The 15,454-nt window shown below is 47.6% G+C and carries 14 protein-coding genes and 1 riboswitch; all 14 genes read right to left on the bottom strand.

Going from position 1 to position 15,454, the window contains the following annotated elements; all coding sequences use genetic code 11:
• Positions 1-42: 42 nt before the first annotated feature.
• Positions 43-1,257, bottom strand: coding sequence for an aspartate kinase (locus AC4EHJ_RS00865; protein WP_490973718.1), 1,215 nt, complete (start codon positions 1,255-1,257; stop codon positions 43-45).
• Positions 1,258-1,401 carry a hypothetical protein gene (locus AC4EHJ_RS00860; protein WP_490973717.1) on the bottom strand — a complete coding sequence of 48 codons (144 nt, stop codon included), beginning with the start codon at positions 1,399-1,401 and terminating at the stop codon, positions 1,258-1,260.
• Positions 1,400-1,574, bottom strand: a riboswitch (Lysine riboswitch). It overlaps the preceding gene by 2 nt.
• 37 nt (positions 1,575-1,611) lie before the next feature.
• Positions 1,612-3,408: an excinuclease ABC subunit UvrC gene (gene uvrC / locus AC4EHJ_RS00855; protein ID WP_490973716.1), complete on the bottom strand. Its 1,797-nt coding sequence runs from the start codon at positions 3,406-3,408 to the stop codon at positions 1,612-1,614.
• A gap of 50 nt (positions 3,409-3,458) precedes the next feature.
• Positions 3,459-3,773, bottom strand: coding sequence for a thioredoxin (gene trxA / locus AC4EHJ_RS00850; protein ID WP_135500553.1), 315 nt, complete (start codon positions 3,771-3,773; stop codon positions 3,459-3,461).
• Positions 3,774-4,232: 459 nt separating this feature from the next.
• Positions 4,233-5,198, bottom strand: a complete 966-nt coding sequence (locus AC4EHJ_RS00845) for an electron transfer flavoprotein subunit alpha/FixB family protein (protein ID WP_490973715.1) — start codon at positions 5,196-5,198, stop codon at positions 4,233-4,235.
• Positions 5,199-5,264: 66 nt separating this feature from the next.
• On the bottom strand, positions 5,265-6,038 hold the full coding sequence (locus AC4EHJ_RS00840) for an electron transfer flavoprotein subunit beta/FixA family protein (protein WP_490973714.1): 774 nt from the start codon (positions 6,036-6,038) through the stop codon (positions 5,265-5,267).
• Positions 6,039-6,058: 20 nt separating this feature from the next.
• Positions 6,059-6,832 carry an enoyl-CoA hydratase gene (locus AC4EHJ_RS00835; RefSeq protein WP_490973713.1) on the bottom strand — a complete coding sequence of 258 codons (774 nt, stop codon included), beginning with the start codon at positions 6,830-6,832 and terminating at the stop codon, positions 6,059-6,061.
• Positions 6,833-6,848: 16 nt separating this feature from the next.
• Positions 6,849-7,478 (bottom strand): fatty acid metabolism transcriptional regulator FadR, encoded by a 630-nt coding sequence (fadR, locus tag AC4EHJ_RS00830; protein ID WP_490973712.1) that lies wholly within the window; start codon positions 7,476-7,478, stop codon positions 6,849-6,851.
• A 59-nt stretch (positions 7,479-7,537) separates the two neighbouring features.
• Positions 7,538-9,229, bottom strand: coding sequence for an AMP-binding protein (locus AC4EHJ_RS00825; RefSeq protein WP_490973711.1), 1,692 nt, complete (start codon positions 9,227-9,229; stop codon positions 7,538-7,540).
• 392 nt (positions 9,230-9,621) lie between these two features.
• On the bottom strand, positions 9,622-10,035 hold the full coding sequence (locus tag AC4EHJ_RS00820) for a DUF350 domain-containing protein (RefSeq protein ID WP_490973710.1): 414 nt from the start codon (positions 10,033-10,035) through the stop codon (positions 9,622-9,624).
• 22 nt (positions 10,036-10,057) lie between these two features.
• On the bottom strand, positions 10,058-12,418 hold the full coding sequence (locus AC4EHJ_RS00815) for an endonuclease MutS2 (protein WP_490973709.1): 2,361 nt from the start codon (positions 12,416-12,418) through the stop codon (positions 10,058-10,060).
• 12 nt (positions 12,419-12,430) lie between these two features.
• Positions 12,431-14,134 (bottom strand): DNA polymerase/3'-5' exonuclease PolX, encoded by a 1,704-nt coding sequence (polX, locus tag AC4EHJ_RS00810; protein WP_490973708.1) that lies wholly within the window; start codon positions 14,132-14,134, stop codon positions 12,431-12,433.
• 468 nt (positions 14,135-14,602) lie between these two features.
• Positions 14,603-15,139, bottom strand: coding sequence for a CvpA family protein (locus tag AC4EHJ_RS00805; RefSeq protein WP_490973707.1), 537 nt, complete (start codon positions 15,137-15,139; stop codon positions 14,603-14,605).
• 5 nt (positions 15,140-15,144) lie between these two features.
• The gene (zapA, locus tag AC4EHJ_RS00800) at positions 15,145-15,405 is read right to left on the bottom strand and encodes a cell division protein ZapA (RefSeq protein ID WP_490973706.1); all 261 of its coding nucleotides are present in this window, start codon (positions 15,403-15,405) and stop codon (positions 15,145-15,147) included.
• Positions 15,406-15,454 lie beyond the last annotated feature (49 nt).

Genomic DNA, 15,454 nt, shown 5'->3' with positions numbered 1-15,454 from the left:
TTAAAAAGCAAGTCCCGCTTAACTGCGGGACTTGCCTTTTTATTAACGGGATAATCCGTAAGCATCATGAAGTGCATTGGCGGAGAGTTTCATGTCCGTTTCCGGTACAACAACGGAGATCTTGATTTCCGAAGTGGATACCATTTTCACAGGGATGCCTTCTATACGAAGAATATCAAACATTTGGGCAGCAACACCGGGATTGGACACCATGCCGGAGCCGACGATGGAAACTTTGGATAAGCCGACTTCATATGTCACCGACAGAAATCCAATTTCCTCCTGGCGCTCAAGCAAAACTCGGCGTGTTTCCTCCAGGCTGTCCTCTTTGATCGAAAACGACACCGATGGCGGCAATTCGTCAGTAATGCTTTGGACGATGATGTCAACATCAATATGGTGTTTCGCCAATGTCGTAAAAATGTTCGCGAGCGAGCCATTGAACGCTTTTTTATAATTAACCGTCACGCGGGCGATTCCGGATTCGAACGCCACGCCTCTGACAATCAGATTTTTTTCCACAGTGATCACCTCTTGTATGATTGTTCCCGGTTCATCCGAATAACTTGCGCGGACCGATAAAGGGACATGGTTGTTTTTCGCAAATTCAACTGCGCGAGGATGAAGGACGCCGGCACCCAGATTCGCCAGCTCAAGCATTTCATCGTAGGAAATCTGCTCCAGCTTGCGCGCGCCCGTCACGAAGCGCGGATCGGATGTGTAAACGCCGTCGACATCGGTGTAGATTTCGCATTTGTCAGCATGCAAGGCAGCAGCAAGCGCGACAGCCGTCGTATCTGAGCCTCCGCGGCCCAGTGTCGTGATGTTGCCGATTTTGTCGACGCCCTGGAATCCGGCAACAACACAAAAGTATCCATCGGTCAGCGCCTGTTCGATGCGCTCTGTATGAATCTGTTCGATGCGGGCGTTGCGCGGCACGGATTCCGTTTCAATCCCGGCCTGCCAGCCTGTGAACGACAATGCTTCGTGGCCAAGCATCTTGAATGCCATCGCAAGCAGCGCAATCGTCACTTGCTCGCCGGTCGCGAGCAGCATGTCCATTTCCCGCTTCGGAGGCTCCGCCGAAATGTCCCCCGCCAATTGCAGCAGCGTGTCCGTGGTCTTGCCCATCGCCGATACGACAATGACGACGCGCAGCCCTTTTTCTTTTTCACGAATCGCACGTTTTGCGACCCCGATGATTTTTTCTGGTGTTGCGACGGATGTTCCGCCAAACTTCATGACTACAGTTTCCATTCAATCCACTCCCATAATGTAAGTGGCCCTCAACATGAATGCCGAGCTGGCCGAAACGGCAGCACGGCTAGACAATAAAAAAGGCAGCTCGCCGGATTGCCGGCAAACTACCTCTTTCGTCATGCACGAATAAAAAACGTCCATGTGAGATAGCCCTCCAGAGATTGACTCTGACAGCCCGGCATTTCTTAAATGCCGGACCAGCACACGGATTTGCAAGAATCCGTACACTTCGGCGACCGCCCCTTTCCCCATTCCTCACAGATTCTGCAAATCTCCGAATGGCTACTTTTGACGCCCGCTCCTCTATCATCACTTTTCCAAGTGATCTATATATGTTTTTACGATAACACGTTATTGTTCAGCTGGCAACGATTGCTGCGAAAAATGCTTTAGGATCTGATCCGCCAGCTTGTCCGGCATGCCCGCTTCTTTCAAGTCTTCCTTGCTTGCTTCTTTGATGCGCTTTACAGAACCGAAATGCTTCAATAACTGCTGTTTGCGTTTCGGCCCGACCCCTTCCAAATCGTCCAATGCGGACTGGATCGAGTTTTTGCCGCGCAGCTGGCGGTGAAACGTAATGACGAATCTATGGACTTCATCCTGGATGCGCTGCAGCAGGTAGAACGCTTCGCTCGTGCGTTTCAGCGGCACTGCTTCAACAGGATCCCCGTACAGTAGATGCGAAGTCTGGTGCTTTGCATCTTTTGCGAGACCGGCAATTGGAATAGACAGCCCGAGTTCATCCTCCACGATTTCACGGGCAGATTCGATCTGACCCTTGCCTCCATCGATAACGATCAAGTCAGGCAGCGGCAGACCGTCTTTTAAGACGCGCGTATAGCGCCGGCGGATAACTTCACGCATCGCTGCGTAATCATCGGGCTTCGAGGCATTGCGCGTTTTGTATTTGCGATAATCTTTTTTCGACGGTTTGCCATCGATGAACGTGATCATCGCCGACACTGCGTCTGCCCCTTGGATATGCGAGTTATCAAAAGCTTCGATGCGCAGCGGCGTGGCAATGTTCATTGCGGTGCCTAATTCTTCGCAAGCTCCGATTGTCCGCTCTTCCTGTCGTTCGAGCAGCCCGAATTTTTCTTTGATGGCGATTTCCGCGTTTGTTTTCGCGAGCTGCAATAAATCCTTTTTCTTGCCGCGCTGTGGTACCAACACCCGGATCTTCAGCCATTCGCGGATCAATTCCGCGTCGACGCCTTCCGGCAACAGCACTTCATTCGGTTTGACATGATGCGGCTGCTCGTAGAACTGGCCAATGAACGTCAGGAATTCTTCCTGCGGATCGCGGTATAACGGAAACAGCGACACGTCACGTTCAATCAGCTTGCCTTGACGCACAAAAAAGACCTGAACGCACATCCATCCCTTATCGACGGCATAGCCGAAGATATCGCGGTCGGTAAAATCATTCATCGCCATTTTTTGTTTTTCCATGACGGTTTCGATATGCGCAATCTGATCGCGGTATTCTTTCGCCCGTTCGAATTCCAGATTTTCAGCCGCTTCGGACATCTTCTCGATCAGGTCTTGTTTGACCTCGCGGAAGCCGCCGTTCAGGAATTTTGTAATGTTGTCGATCATTTCCTGGTACGTCTCTTTCTCAACCGGTTTAATGCAAGGCGCCAAACATTGCCCCATATGGTAATAAAGGCACGCTCGGTCCGGCATTGTATAACATTTTCGCAGCGGATAAATCCGATCCAGCAACTTTTTCGTTTCGCTGGCTGCGTATGCATTCGGATAAGGTCCGAAATACTTGCCTTTGTCTTTTTTCACTTGCCGTGTCGTAATGAGCTTTGGATGGCGCTCGCCTGTGATTTTCAAGTACGGATAGGATTTATCGTCTTTGAGCATGATGTTGTATTTGGGATCGTGTTTTTTGATCAAATTCAATTCAAGGATCAATGCTTCGATGTCTGAGGACGTGACAATGTATTCGAAATCCTCGATTTCACCGACGAGCCGCTGCGTTTTCGCATCATGGCTGCCCGTGAAATACGAACGCACACGGTTTTTCAGCACTTTTGCCTTGCCGACGTAAATGACCGTGTTTTGCCGGTCTTTCATCAAATAACAGCCTGGTTGATCAGGCAGGATTGCTAATTTATGCTGGATCAATGTGTTTGCCATTTTCTCACCCTATTAAAAAACCGGGTGCCATTTCTGGACCCGGTTAAGAATTATGCGTGTTGGTTAACCAATTCAGCCAATGCTTCTTTAGGGCGGAAGCCGACAACTTTATCTACTGGCTGTCCGTCTTTCATCAAAAGAAGTGTTGGAATTGACATAATGCCATATTCGCTGGCAGTGCCTTGGTTTTCATCCACGTCCACTTTCACGATTTTCACTTTGCCGTTCATATCTGCATCCAGTTCTTCAAGTACTGGAGCGATCATTTTACAAGGTCCGCACCATGCAGCCCAGAAGTCTACTAGTACTAGGCCTTCAGAAATTTCTTGTGAAAAGTTTTGGTCTGTTCCTTTTACGATAGCCATTAATAATTCCTCCTTGGGTTATAAACAAAATCTAAAACGATTATATCATGCGCTAAATGGTCTAGCTATTTATATGCCTATTGATTAATTACCCTAATTTTATCGGAATAAACGAGGAAATTTTCTGAGTACCAAAATGTGCAGCGGCATCCTTCTTTAATACGATATTCCGCAAAACAGCTACGCTTGCCGCGGGCGAGCGCCAAGCCTCCTCAGTCGCTTCATATCGGGAAATAACATTGAAATACTGACAGTATATCTTTCAAGGTTTTCAACTAAAAAATAATTCTTTATTAAGTTTTACCCTTGAATGAATCGGAAAGCGTTCTTCTGTCTTTACATTGCTGCGCTAGTCTTAATACAAGAAAGTGTATTGAAGCAAAAATAAAAGGCTGCCGAAATTTTCTCGACAGCCCTTTCTTATAATTCTAAACCGGCATTTCTGCCAGGCTTGTTTTATTACATTACTTTTTTGAATTCTTCAGTCAACATTGGGATTACTTCGAACAAATCTCCGACGATGCCGTAATCCGCTACTTTGAAAATGTTCGCTTCTGGATCTTTGTTGATGGCAACGATGACTTTCGAGTTGGACATGCCTGCCAAATGCTGGATTGCGCCTGAGATGCCAGCAGCAATGTATAGGTCAGGTGTTACGACTTTGCCTGTTTGCCCAATTTGCAGGGAGTAATCGACATAGTCCGCATCACATGCTCCGCGGGATGCGCCGACTGCGCCACCTAAAAGGTTGGCAAGTTCTTGCAACGGTGCGAAACCGTCTGCACTCTTGACGCCGCGTCCGCCTGCTATGATTACTTTGGCTTCTGACAAGTCAACGCCTTCAGTCGATTTGCGGACAACGTTTTTGATGATTGTGCGCAAGTTTGTGATATCTACTGATAATGAAGAGATGTCGCCTGTGCGCTCTTCTTTTGCAAGTGGTGTGATGTTGTTCGGGCGGACAGTAATAAATGATACGCCTTCTTTGTTTTTCACTTTTTCAAACGCTTTGCCTGAATAGATCGGACGGACGAATACTGCGTCGTCGCCTTCGCCTTCGATTGACGTGACGTCTGAGATCAAACCTGTTTGAAGCTTAGAAGCGATTTTTGGAGACAAGTCTTTACCGACTGCTGTATGTCCGAAAACCAATGCTTCTGGGTTTTCCTGCTCCACAACAGCCATGAATGCCTGGCCATAGCCGTCAGATGTATAATGCTTTAAATGCGGGTGTTCAACCGTTACAACACGGTCTGCACCAAAGTTCACTAATTCTTGTCCGAATTCGCTGACTGCGTCTCCCAATAAGACCGCAACCACTTCTCCTCCGCCCGACATTTGCTTCGCAGCGGCAATCGCTTCAAATGATACGTTGCGCAAAGCGCCTTCGCGCGTTTCCGCCAATACTAATACTTTTTTTGCCATTGTCCGTATACCCCCTAAGTAGATGTGAAAATGCTTGGAATGATTTATCTAAACGATTTTATTGGATTAAATGACTTTTGCTTCGTTGCGCAACAAGCCGACTAGTTCAGTGACTTGAGCTGAAAGGTCGCCTTGTAGTACGCGGCCTGCAGCTTTTTTAGGCGGCAAGTAGATTTCGATTGTTTCTGTTTTTGCTTCAACATCGTCTTCTTCGATGTCGAGGTCATCCAATTCCAGTTCTTCAAGCGGCTTTTTCTTCGCTTTCATGATTCCTGGCAGTGACGGGTAGCGGGGCTCGTTCAAGCCTTGCTGTGCAGTTACTAGCAATGGCAATGACGTTTCAAGCTCTTCCGCGTCGCCTTCGATGTCTCTTGTGATTGTTACAGTTGTGCCGTCGATTTTAAGGTCTGTGATTGTCGTCACGTAGTTAATGCCTAGCAAGTCAGCAACGCGCGGTCCGACTTGGCCTGAACCGCCATCGATTGCAACGTTACCTGCAAGGATCAAGTCCGGGCTTTTATCTTTCAGGTACTCAGCTAATATGTATGCTGAAGTAAACTGGTCCATTTCTTCTACGTCATCTTCCGTGTTGATCAGAACGGCTTTGTCCGCTCCCATCGCCAACGCTGTGCGAAGCTGCTTCTCGGCTTCTTCTCCACCCATTGTGATGACAGTCACTTCGCCGCCGTGCGCGTCGCGTACTGTGATCGCTTCTTCAATCGCGTACTCGTCGTAAGGATTGATAATGAATTCCGCGCCGTCTTCCTGAATCTGGCCGTTGGAAATCACCAATTTTTCTTCTGTGTCGAAAGTGCGTTTTACTAATACATAAATGTTCATGAACGTAAACCTCCCAAGTATTATTTCCCTTTGAATTGTGCCTGTCTTTTTTCCAGAAATGCCTGGATGCCTTCTTTAGCGTCTTCCGAAACAAATACCGTCCCGAATGATCCGGCTTCCGCTTTAACCCCTTCATAATAAGAAGCAGGTTTTGCGTATTGGAGCATGTCGATTGCCGCTTTCACGGAAACCGGGCTCTTTTTCGCAATTTTCTTCGCGATTGTAAGCGTTTCCGAAAGCAAGTCTGCTTCAGGGTAGGCGCGGTTAGCCAGCCCAAGCTGAGCTGCTTCCGTTCCTGTAATTGGATCACTCGTCAATAGCATTTCGGCCGCTTTCGCTACGCCGACATATCTCGGAAGCCGCTGTGTGCCTGCAAAACCGGGAATCAGCCCTAGCTGTAACTCCGGTAATCCCAGTTTAGCATTTTCAGTGACAAATCGCATATGGCAACTCATCGCCAGTTCCAGGCCTCCGCCCAGAGCCGCTCCATGAATAGCTGCCAGTACTGGCTTATGGAACGTTTCCAGCCTTTCAAAAACTGCTTGTCCGCTCGCTGAAAGCTTCGAGAATTCTTCGCCTGAACTTACTTCAATGAATTCCTTGATGTCTGCCCCGGCTGAAAAGAATCTGCCTTCTCCGTGAAGGACGATTGCGCGGACTTCTTCGTCCTCCGCTACCTCATCAAGCAAGTTGCCGACTTCGAGGATAAGTGAACGCGATAACGCGTTCGCTGGCGGACGGTTGATGGTCGCAATTGCAACGCCGTCCTCTTTTTTCCAACTGATAAATTCCATTCGATAAGCCCCTCTCTTATGCACGCATACCCTTCATCAATAGCCGATGAACTTTTGGCGCCAAACTGACCAAATCGTATTTGTGTTCATTCATCACCCAGGTGGTGATGGTCTCATCCATTGTACCAAAAACCATTTGCCTTGCTAAACGGATATCCATATCTTTATCAAATTCCCCGGTCTCCATCCCATTGATCAGGATTTTGTCCATTAATAATAAATACTCCCTCAACACGCCATTTATTTTTATACGGAGCTCATGGTTCGATTGCCGGAGCTCCAGTTGGGTGACGATGGCAAGGTGCAGATCATTCGCAAGCAAATCGAAATGGCTTTGGATCATCAACTGCAGCTTGTCCGAAGCGGACACTTCCTGTTCGAGGATATCTCCCAGCTTGCTGACGAACAGCCCCATCTTTTCCTGAAAGACCGATATCAGGATGTCCTCTTTGTTCTTGAAATATAAGTAAATGGTGCCATCTGCGACGCCTGCCTGTTTTGCGATTTTCGACACCTGCGCTTGATGGTAGCCATTTTCAGCAATTACGATTACGGCCGCATCGATGATTTGCTTGTATTTCGGTTTATCCTTCTTTACCAATTCATCACCACCCAAAAAAATATGAAAATATGAATGGCGGTTCATTCATATTTTCATATTATAGTTTAAGGAATATTGTGTCAAGCTTTAATGCGCTCTATCGCTTAAGAAGGAATCGCTTCGCTCTGTTTTGCGCGCTCTTCGTCGACCAGCGACCGCCGCAGGATTTTCCCTACTGCCGTCTTCGGCAATTCTTTGCGGAACTCGTAAATGCGCGGCACTTTGAATGACGCCAAGTGTTCGCGGCAATACTTATCGAATTCTTCTTCTGTTACAGTATACCCTTCTTTCAAAACAATGTAAGCTTTTACTGTTTCTCCGCGGTACGGATCCGGAATTCCAGCTACGACACATTCTTGTACTGCTTCATGCTCATATAGCACTTCTTCTATCTCGCGTGGATAGATATTGAATCCACCGGCGATGATCATGTCTTTCTTGCGGTCGACAATGAAGAAATGACCTTCTTCATCCATGTAGCCGAGATCTCCAGTCAGCAGCCATCCGTCGACAATTGTAGCGGCGGTGTCATCTGGGCGGTTCCAATAGCCTTGCATCACTTGCGGGCCTTTGATTGCGATTTCGCCGATTTCACCATGCGGTACTTCTTCCGTCGTGCCCGGCAAGAAGATCTTGCTGTCGGTATCCGGATAAGGATAACCGATCGATCCTTTTGTGCGTTCGCCCCAGACGAGGTTCGAGTGGCTAACTGGCGATGTTTCGGTCAAGCCGTAGCCTTCTACCAATTTACCGCCTGTGATTTTCTCAAACTTCTCCTGCACTTCTGCTGGCAACGGAGCGGATCCGCTTAAACATGCTTCGATGGAAGACAAATCGTATTTCGCAATGTCCGGATGGTTCATCAAGCCAATGTACAAGGTCGGTGCACCCGGGAATAATGTCGGTTTTTGTTTATTGATGGTCTTCAAAGTCGTTTCAGGATCGAATTTCGGAAGCAGCACCATCCGATTGCCCTGCATAACTGAAAGAATAAGAACCGTCGTCAAGCCGTAGACGTGGAATAACGGGATAATGCCTAAGATTGTCTCTTCGCCTTTTTTGGATTTATAAAGCCAGGCATCGCACATTGTCGCATTGGATATCAGGTTCTTATGCGTCAGCATGACGCCTTTCGGTGATCCGGTCGTGCCGCCAGTGTATTGCAGCAATGCCAAATCGTGTTCGAAATCAAATTCCGGCTTTTTAACATCGCCCAAGGCGATTTTCATGATCTCCAGGAATTTATGGTTGATGCCGCGATGTTCGACTTTCACGCTGAGGCCGGTCTGGCGTTTTTGAATGAACGGATAAATGATGTTTTTCGGGAATGGCAGATAGTCTTTAATCGCCGTGACCACAACATTTTCCAGTTTCGTCTCTTTCAGCACTTTAGCAACGCGCGGGTACAAAAGATCCAGCGTTACGATCAAACGTGCTCCAGCATCGTTCATCTGGTACGCAATTTCACGTTCCGTATAAAGCGGGTTCGTCATGACTACAACACCGCCTGCATACAAGATGCCGTAGAAACTGATGACTGCCTGCGGGCTGTTTGGCAGCATGATCGCAACGCGGTCCCCTTTTTGGATCCCGAGCTTCTGCAAATAACTCGCAAATTTCATCGCCGAATCAAACAGTTCGTTGTACGTCACATCTTTCCCTAGGAAATGGATGGCGACTTTCTCCGGAAACTGCTCGTGGGCCTGAGTTAAATACTCCTGAACCGGCATACTCGGATATTGAAGCGTGTGAGGAATTTCTGGCGGATAATGAGCGAGCCACGGTTTCTCTGTCATTCTTTTTTCCTCCTTTTAAAATAAAGAATAGTGAAAATATTCCTACTTTTATTATAATCGACATTGAAATGGCTTTCAACAAGAAAAGCGAAAGTGCCCGTATAGGTCCGACTAGCGCTGGAAGCACGGCCGGTAATGGCGCCCTTTGCCATTGCAGGACCCTCTGAAGCGACTCGAGGGGCTGGGCACTGCAGCTGGACATCAAGAAATGCGAAAGTGCCCTTTTATCTCTGACAAGCTCCATAAAAAACAAAAACTGCCCAGAAAAGTCAGAACGACTTTCCGGGCAGCCAGCTTATTTAAAAAACAAAAAGGAAGATGACTCCCACTATTACAAACAGCACGCAAAACACGAACAGTATTTTGATGAGGTTTTCCATCGTTTACAACTCCTATGAAATACTTGCTCCGATGACAAATGACAGCCCGACAGAAATCGTCAAGGAGATAAAGCCGACGGAACGGTTATCATTTTCTATTTCTTCGTCCACTTTAAATCGGGGGGTCAGGAATTCAAACAATAGATAAGCGAATATCAACAGCACAAAACCGTATAAGCCCCAGCCGATCATTTCTGCTAAGGAATTATGCTGTTCGATTGAAAAGCGGAAGATATTCGTCACTCCGAAGATTTTGCCGCCTGTCGCCATAGCAACCGCAACATTCCCTTTTTTAATTTCTTCCCAGTTCTTGTATTTCGTGACGATTTCAAAAAGTACCATTGAAACGATCAAGCACAGCACGACTACACTGAAATATCCAGCTGTTTCAACGAGCGGATGGGTCCAAAAACCAGTTTCCGACATTCTCATTTCTCCCCTATATAACTTACTTCAACTCAGCAATCGTGACACCCGATCCGCCTTCGCCCGCTTCACCGAAACGATAGCCTTTGATCCTCGGATGTTTTTTCAAGTATTGCTGGACTCCTTGCCGCAATGCACCTGTCCCTTTTCCATGGATGATTGACACTTGATGATAATTCGATAATAACGCATCATCAATGTACTTTTCAACCTGCATCAAGGCATCTTCGTAGCGTTCGCCGCGCAAGTCGAGTTCGAGCTTGACGTGGCTGTCGCGGTTTTGCAGCGTCGCCATCGTCCGCGTCTCTTTCTGTTTTTCAGGTTTCGTATAAGACAGATCGGATTCCGCGAGCTTCATTTTTAGGATGCCGATCTGGACAATCCATTCTTTGTCCGACACTTTTTCCACCAACGTGCCTTTCTGGCCAAATGAAATGACTTTCACTTCATCATTCACTTTCAGAACATGTTGCTGGTTCGCTTTCGCGGCTTTTTTCAGCACACGATTCTCTGGCATGGCCGCCTCGAGGCGTTTTTTCGCTTCGATCAATTGATGTTCTTTGACGCCAGACGATTGGTTCATCTGCATCTTGCGCAGTTCGGACATGACCGTTTCAGCTTCGCGCGTAGCTTCTTCCACGATTTTGCGCGCTTTTTCTTTTGCTTTATCTTCAAGTTTCTCTTTCTGGTTCTCGTAATCCTTCAATTGCTGCTCGAGGTCTTTTTTCAAATGTTCCGCTTCGGCAAGTAATTCAGCCGATCGTTCAGCGTCCTGTTCAGAATCTCTGCGGCTCTTTTCAAGTGAAGCAATCATCGAATCGACTTCGCTGCGGTCAGTGCCAGTAAAGCTCTTGGCGTGGCTGATAATGTGCTCTGGCAAACCGAGGCGCTTCGAAATTTCAAACGCGTTGCTGCGCCCAGGGACGCCAATCAACAAGCGGTAAGTCGGGCTTAATGTTTCCACATCGAATTCAACGCTGGCGTTCGCAACGCCTGGCCGGTTATAGCCATAAGCCTTCAATTCCGGGTAATGGGTTGTCGCAATGACACGCGCTCCTCGGCCATGGACTTCATCGAGCAACGATATTGCAAGCGCAGCCCCTTCCTGCGGATCCGTGCCGGCACCGAGTTCATCAAAGATGACCAATGAATTACTGTCGAACTTCGACAGGATGTCGACGATGTTAACCATATGAGATGAAAATGTACTCAAGCTTTGCTCGATCGATTGTTCATCGCCGATGTCGGCAAATACCTGATCGAATACTGCAAGCTCTGAACCGTCCAACGCCGGGACAGGAATGCCCGCTTGCGCCATCAGCGTAAACAGCCCAACGGTTTTCAGCGTTACCGTTTTACCGCCCGTGTTCGGTCCGGTAATGACGATTGCCGTGATGTCGCGTCCGAATTCGATATCGTTTGCCACCACTTCATCAGCTGGAATCAATGGATGCCGCGCTTTTTTCAATTTGATATAGCCTTCCGTGTTCATCTCAGGCTTCGTGCATTTATGGGCCGCTCCGTATTTCGCTTTTGCGAAAACGAGGTCCAATTCACCGAGCACTTCGACCAGCCCAAACAACTCATGAGCGACTTCCTGTACTTGTGCAGAAAGCATCTGGAGAATACGGTCAATCTCTTCTTTTTCCTTCATTTTCAAACGCCGCACTTCATTATTCGCTTGCACGACCGCATCCGGTTCGATGAACAAAGTCTGGCCCGATGACGACTGGTCATGGACAATGCCGCCGTAATGGCTGCGGTATTCTTGTTTGACCGGGATGACGAAGCGGTCGTTGCGAATTGTGACAATTGTATCCGACAGCATTTTCGCTGCGTTTTTGCCGCGCACCAGGCTTTCCAGTCGTTCACGGACCCGGCTTTCCTGAGCGCGCAATTGCTGGCGTATAATCCGAAGGCCGGGGCTAGCGCTGTCGAGCACCCCGCCATTGTCATCGATGCACATATTAATATCGTGTTCCAATTGCGTCAAAATCGGCATCGCCTCTTTTTTCGCAAGGAAATGCGGAATCGAGATAGCACCTTCTTCCCGAATGCTTTCGAAGAATTGGCGCAAGATCCGGCTGGCACGGATGGTCGACGATACTTCCATCAATTCCATTGGGCTCAATGAACCGCCGATTTGTGCGCGTTTCGCGTGCATGCGGATATCAAAAATCCCACCCATCGGCACATTGCCTTTGGTGCGGATGATTGCCGCCCCTTCATCCATTTCTTCCAGCAGGCGGTTTACTTCATTTATTTCAATCGACGGCAATAATGCGTCGACATGTGCTTTGCCGAGTGAAGACGTGCAATACCGCGCCACTTCGCTGCGGATTTTGTAAAATTCCAGTGTTCTTAAAGCGCGTTCTGCAATCACGCGGGACACCTCCTACTTTTTGATAAACGCACGCAGCCGATCCAACGGCCACGTGTTAACGACATTGTCTTTCTTCAGCCAGGCTTTTTGGGCATGCCTTACCCCGATGGCCATGACCTCAAGCTGCTCGGCCGCGTGGGCGTCCGTGTTGATCGCCACAGGCACACCTTTTTCCTGAGCCATTTCCAAGTATTCAACGGCTAAGTCCAATCGGTATGGGCTGGCATTCAATTCAACGATTTTACCGTATTCTTTTGCCCAGTCGAGCAATTGTTCGACATCCGGATCATAGCCGCCGCGCTGGCCGACAATGCGGCCTGTTGGATGGGCAATCATATCGACAAGCGGATTTTTCATCGCTGTCAGGATGCGTTCCATAATCTGTTCACGAGGCTGCTGGAAACTCGAATGGATGCTGGCAATAACAAAGTCAAGTTGTCCCAGCACTTCATCGGCAAAATCGAGCGAGCCGTCCGGCAATATATCCATTTCCGTTCCGGACAAAATGTCGAAATCACTGTATTTTTTATTCAGCTCACGGATTTCCGCGTTCTGCTGCAACAAGCGCTCCGGCGTCAATCCATTTGCCACTTTCAGGTATTGTGAATGGTCAGTAATGGCCATATAGCTATAGCCCTTGCTGCGCACGGCTTCCACCATTTCCGGCAGCGAATGCGCGCCGTCCGACCATGTCGTATGCATGTGCAAATCGGTTGTGATGTCTTCGAGGACCACCAAATTCGGCAATTCTTCAAGCCGATCGATTTCCCGGCCGTCTTCCCTAACAGAAGGCGGAATGAACGGCAAACCGAAATGAGCGTAAAAGTCAGCTTCAGAACTGAACGTCGCGACTGAACCGTCCGGCTGTTCCACACCGTATTCGCTGATTTTCTTGTTTTGTGATTTTGCCAATTGGCGCATCCGCACATTATGGTCTTTCGAGCCCGTAAAATGATGAAGCGCGGTAATGAACTCCTCCGGTGCCACCAAACGGAAATCAATATCGATAAGATCCTGGAATTCAACAGTCACCGATACCTTCGTATCGCCCGACGCAATTGTCTCTTGGACAGGCAATGCTGCGAGCAGCTTGTCTTTGACCGTTTTAGGGTCCGACGTTGCAATGATGAAATCGAGGTCTTTGCTGGTTTCTTTCGTACGGCGGTAGCTGCCGGCAACAGAATACTCGCTGATGCCATCGATTGCCTCAAGAATCTCTTCAACGAATTTAACCGCTTCTTCTGTTTTCCAAATCGGATGGCGTCCCGGTTTTGACTCGAAATCGGTCAATTCTTTTAAAATCTTGTCTTCGGATTTCGGGCCGAAGCCCGGCAGCTTTTGGATTTCGTGATTCAGGCAAGCCTGTTTTAAGGCTTCCGCAGAATCAATCCCTAGCTCTTTATACAATTTCGCAATCTTTTTGCCGCCCATGCCTGGCAATTTCAATAACGGTATCAGTCCTTTTGGGACTTCTTCCTGCAATTCCTCAAGCACAGATGACTTGCCCGTTGCGATCAAATCCGCAATGACTTCCCCAGTGCCTTTGCCGATGCCTTTCAGCTTCGTCACATCTTCGATTTCATCCAAGCTGCGCTGATCCAGTTCCAGCGCTTGTGCGGCTTTGCGGAAAGCACTGACTTTAAACGGGTTTTCCCCTTTGATTTCCATATAAACCGCTATTTTCTCAAGCGTTCTGATAATGATTTTTTTGTTCATGATAAGCCTCCAGTAATATGACTTGTCTTTAGCAAACTTATTCATTAGATTTTAAATTTTAATATATCGATATTCCGCAAAACAGCCCCGCTTTCCTGAGGGCTTGCGCAGAACTAACTCGTGCTGACGCCTGAGTGGATTTCGACACTTCGCTAGTCCGCGGAAGTTGGAGCAGTTTTGCTCCGTATCTGCACGAAAAGTATATTCTTTTAACTCTCTTGTTTTTATAAAGCTTATCCAGCGAAGGCGCGGCTAAGGGTTAGGCGTAGCAATGAGACGAGTGTTCTTCTCGGCTTATTGTGAGAGCCATGCCCAAAGCGTCCTGAGCGATGTTTAATAAGGTGTTTTCTGTAACTCAATTTTATAGATTTTTAATTTTATTATACCGATATTCCCCAAAACGGTTGTGGTAATTCTCGGACAGTAACAAGGAGCTACCCCATTGGTGTCGGGGCAACTCCTCTCGCCTTACATATAAATATACCACCATTCCTTCACTTTCTCGGAGAAATAAGGTGTGTTTTCAAGAATCGATTTCGCAATTCCCGAATCTTCTAGATAAGCTTGGATCATGTCCATAGGCAATAACGCCAGAACGTATAGGAGTATGAACAATATCAAGTACGCTTCGATAAAGCCCAATACCGCTCCCAAGATTTTGCTGAGGAAACCAAGCACTGGCAAATACTTTAGGAAATCGAACATCGATGCAATCAAATTCAATGCAAATTTAACCGCAAAGAAGATTAACGCGAAAGCGAATAGCTGATAGAACGTCTGGTCCAGATCAAGCTGTTCGATGGCAATCGTGAAACGCGAGTCGCTGTCGACTGCCGGGTAAGGAATCCATAATACAAAATACTCTGCTAGCGGCTTATAATAGATGTAAGCCACGATCAACGCGATGACAAATCCAACCATATGTACCAGCTGAAGCACGAAGCCCCGCTTAGCTCCTACAATGATGCCGCCAATCAATAAAATCAATAAAATAATATCAAGCATTTACGTCAGCCCTTCAACTTTTTCAATTCATTTTCTAATTGTTCTACCTGCTCTTTAAGTTTAAGATAATCATGTACCGTATTGATTGCAGCCAATACAGCGAGCTTCGAACTGTCGAGAGATGGATTCATCGCATGGAATTCCCTCATCTTTTCATCAACGATTGACGCTACTAGCCGCATATGGCCGGATGTTTCTGTGCCTGTAAGTTTATAGGTATAGCCGTAGATTTCGACCGATGTACGAATCTTATGTTGCTCTGACAATGCTCCACCCCTCCTTAGAAATCCTATACATAATCATAACATGAACCGA

It is taken from the genome of Planococcus sp. TJ-301, assembly GCF_058268475.1.
Note: the sequence above shows the minus strand (reverse complement) of the source record. Positions and strands in the feature narration are given on the sequence as shown.

Bases quoted from the DNA above. Each gene is read 5' to 3' on its own strand.
- polX (WP_490973708.1), bottom strand. From the start codon at position 14,134: ATGAACAAAAAAATCATTATCAGAACGCTTGAGAAAATAGCGGTTTAT.
- AC4EHJ_RS00805 (WP_490973707.1), bottom strand. From the start codon at position 15,139: ATGCTTGATATTATTTTATTGATTTTATTGATTGGCGGCATCATTGTA.
- AC4EHJ_RS00860 (WP_490973717.1), bottom strand. From the start codon at position 1,401: ATGGACGTTTTTTATTCGTGCATGACGAAAGAGGTAGTTTGCCGGCAA.
- uvrC (WP_490973716.1), bottom strand. From the start codon at position 3,408: ATGGCAAACACATTGATCCAGCATAAATTAGCAATCCTGCCTGATCAA.
- AC4EHJ_RS00820 (WP_490973710.1), bottom strand. From the start codon at position 10,035: ATGTCGGAAACTGGTTTTTGGACCCATCCGCTCGTTGAAACAGCTGGA.
- AC4EHJ_RS00845 (WP_490973715.1), bottom strand. From the start codon at position 5,198: ATGGCAAAAAAAGTATTAGTATTGGCGGAAACGCGCGAAGGCGCTTTG.
- AC4EHJ_RS00825 (WP_490973711.1), bottom strand. From the start codon at position 9,229: ATGACAGAGAAACCGTGGCTCGCTCATTATCCGCCAGAAATTCCTCAC.
- AC4EHJ_RS00865 (WP_490973718.1), bottom strand. From the start codon at position 1,257: ATGGAAACTGTAGTCATGAAGTTTGGCGGAACATCCGTCGCAACACCA.
- fadR (WP_490973712.1), bottom strand. From the start codon at position 7,478: ATGAACCGCCATTCATATTTTCATATTTTTTTGGGTGGTGATGAATTG.
- AC4EHJ_RS00835 (WP_490973713.1), bottom strand. From the start codon at position 6,832: ATGGAATTTATCAGTTGGAAAAAAGAGGACGGCGTTGCAATTGCGACC.
- trxA (WP_135500553.1), bottom strand. From the start codon at position 3,773: ATGGCTATCGTAAAAGGAACAGACCAAAACTTTTCACAAGAAATTTCT.
- AC4EHJ_RS00840 (WP_490973714.1), bottom strand. From the start codon at position 6,038: ATGAACATTTATGTATTAGTAAAACGCACTTTCGACACAGAAGAAAAA.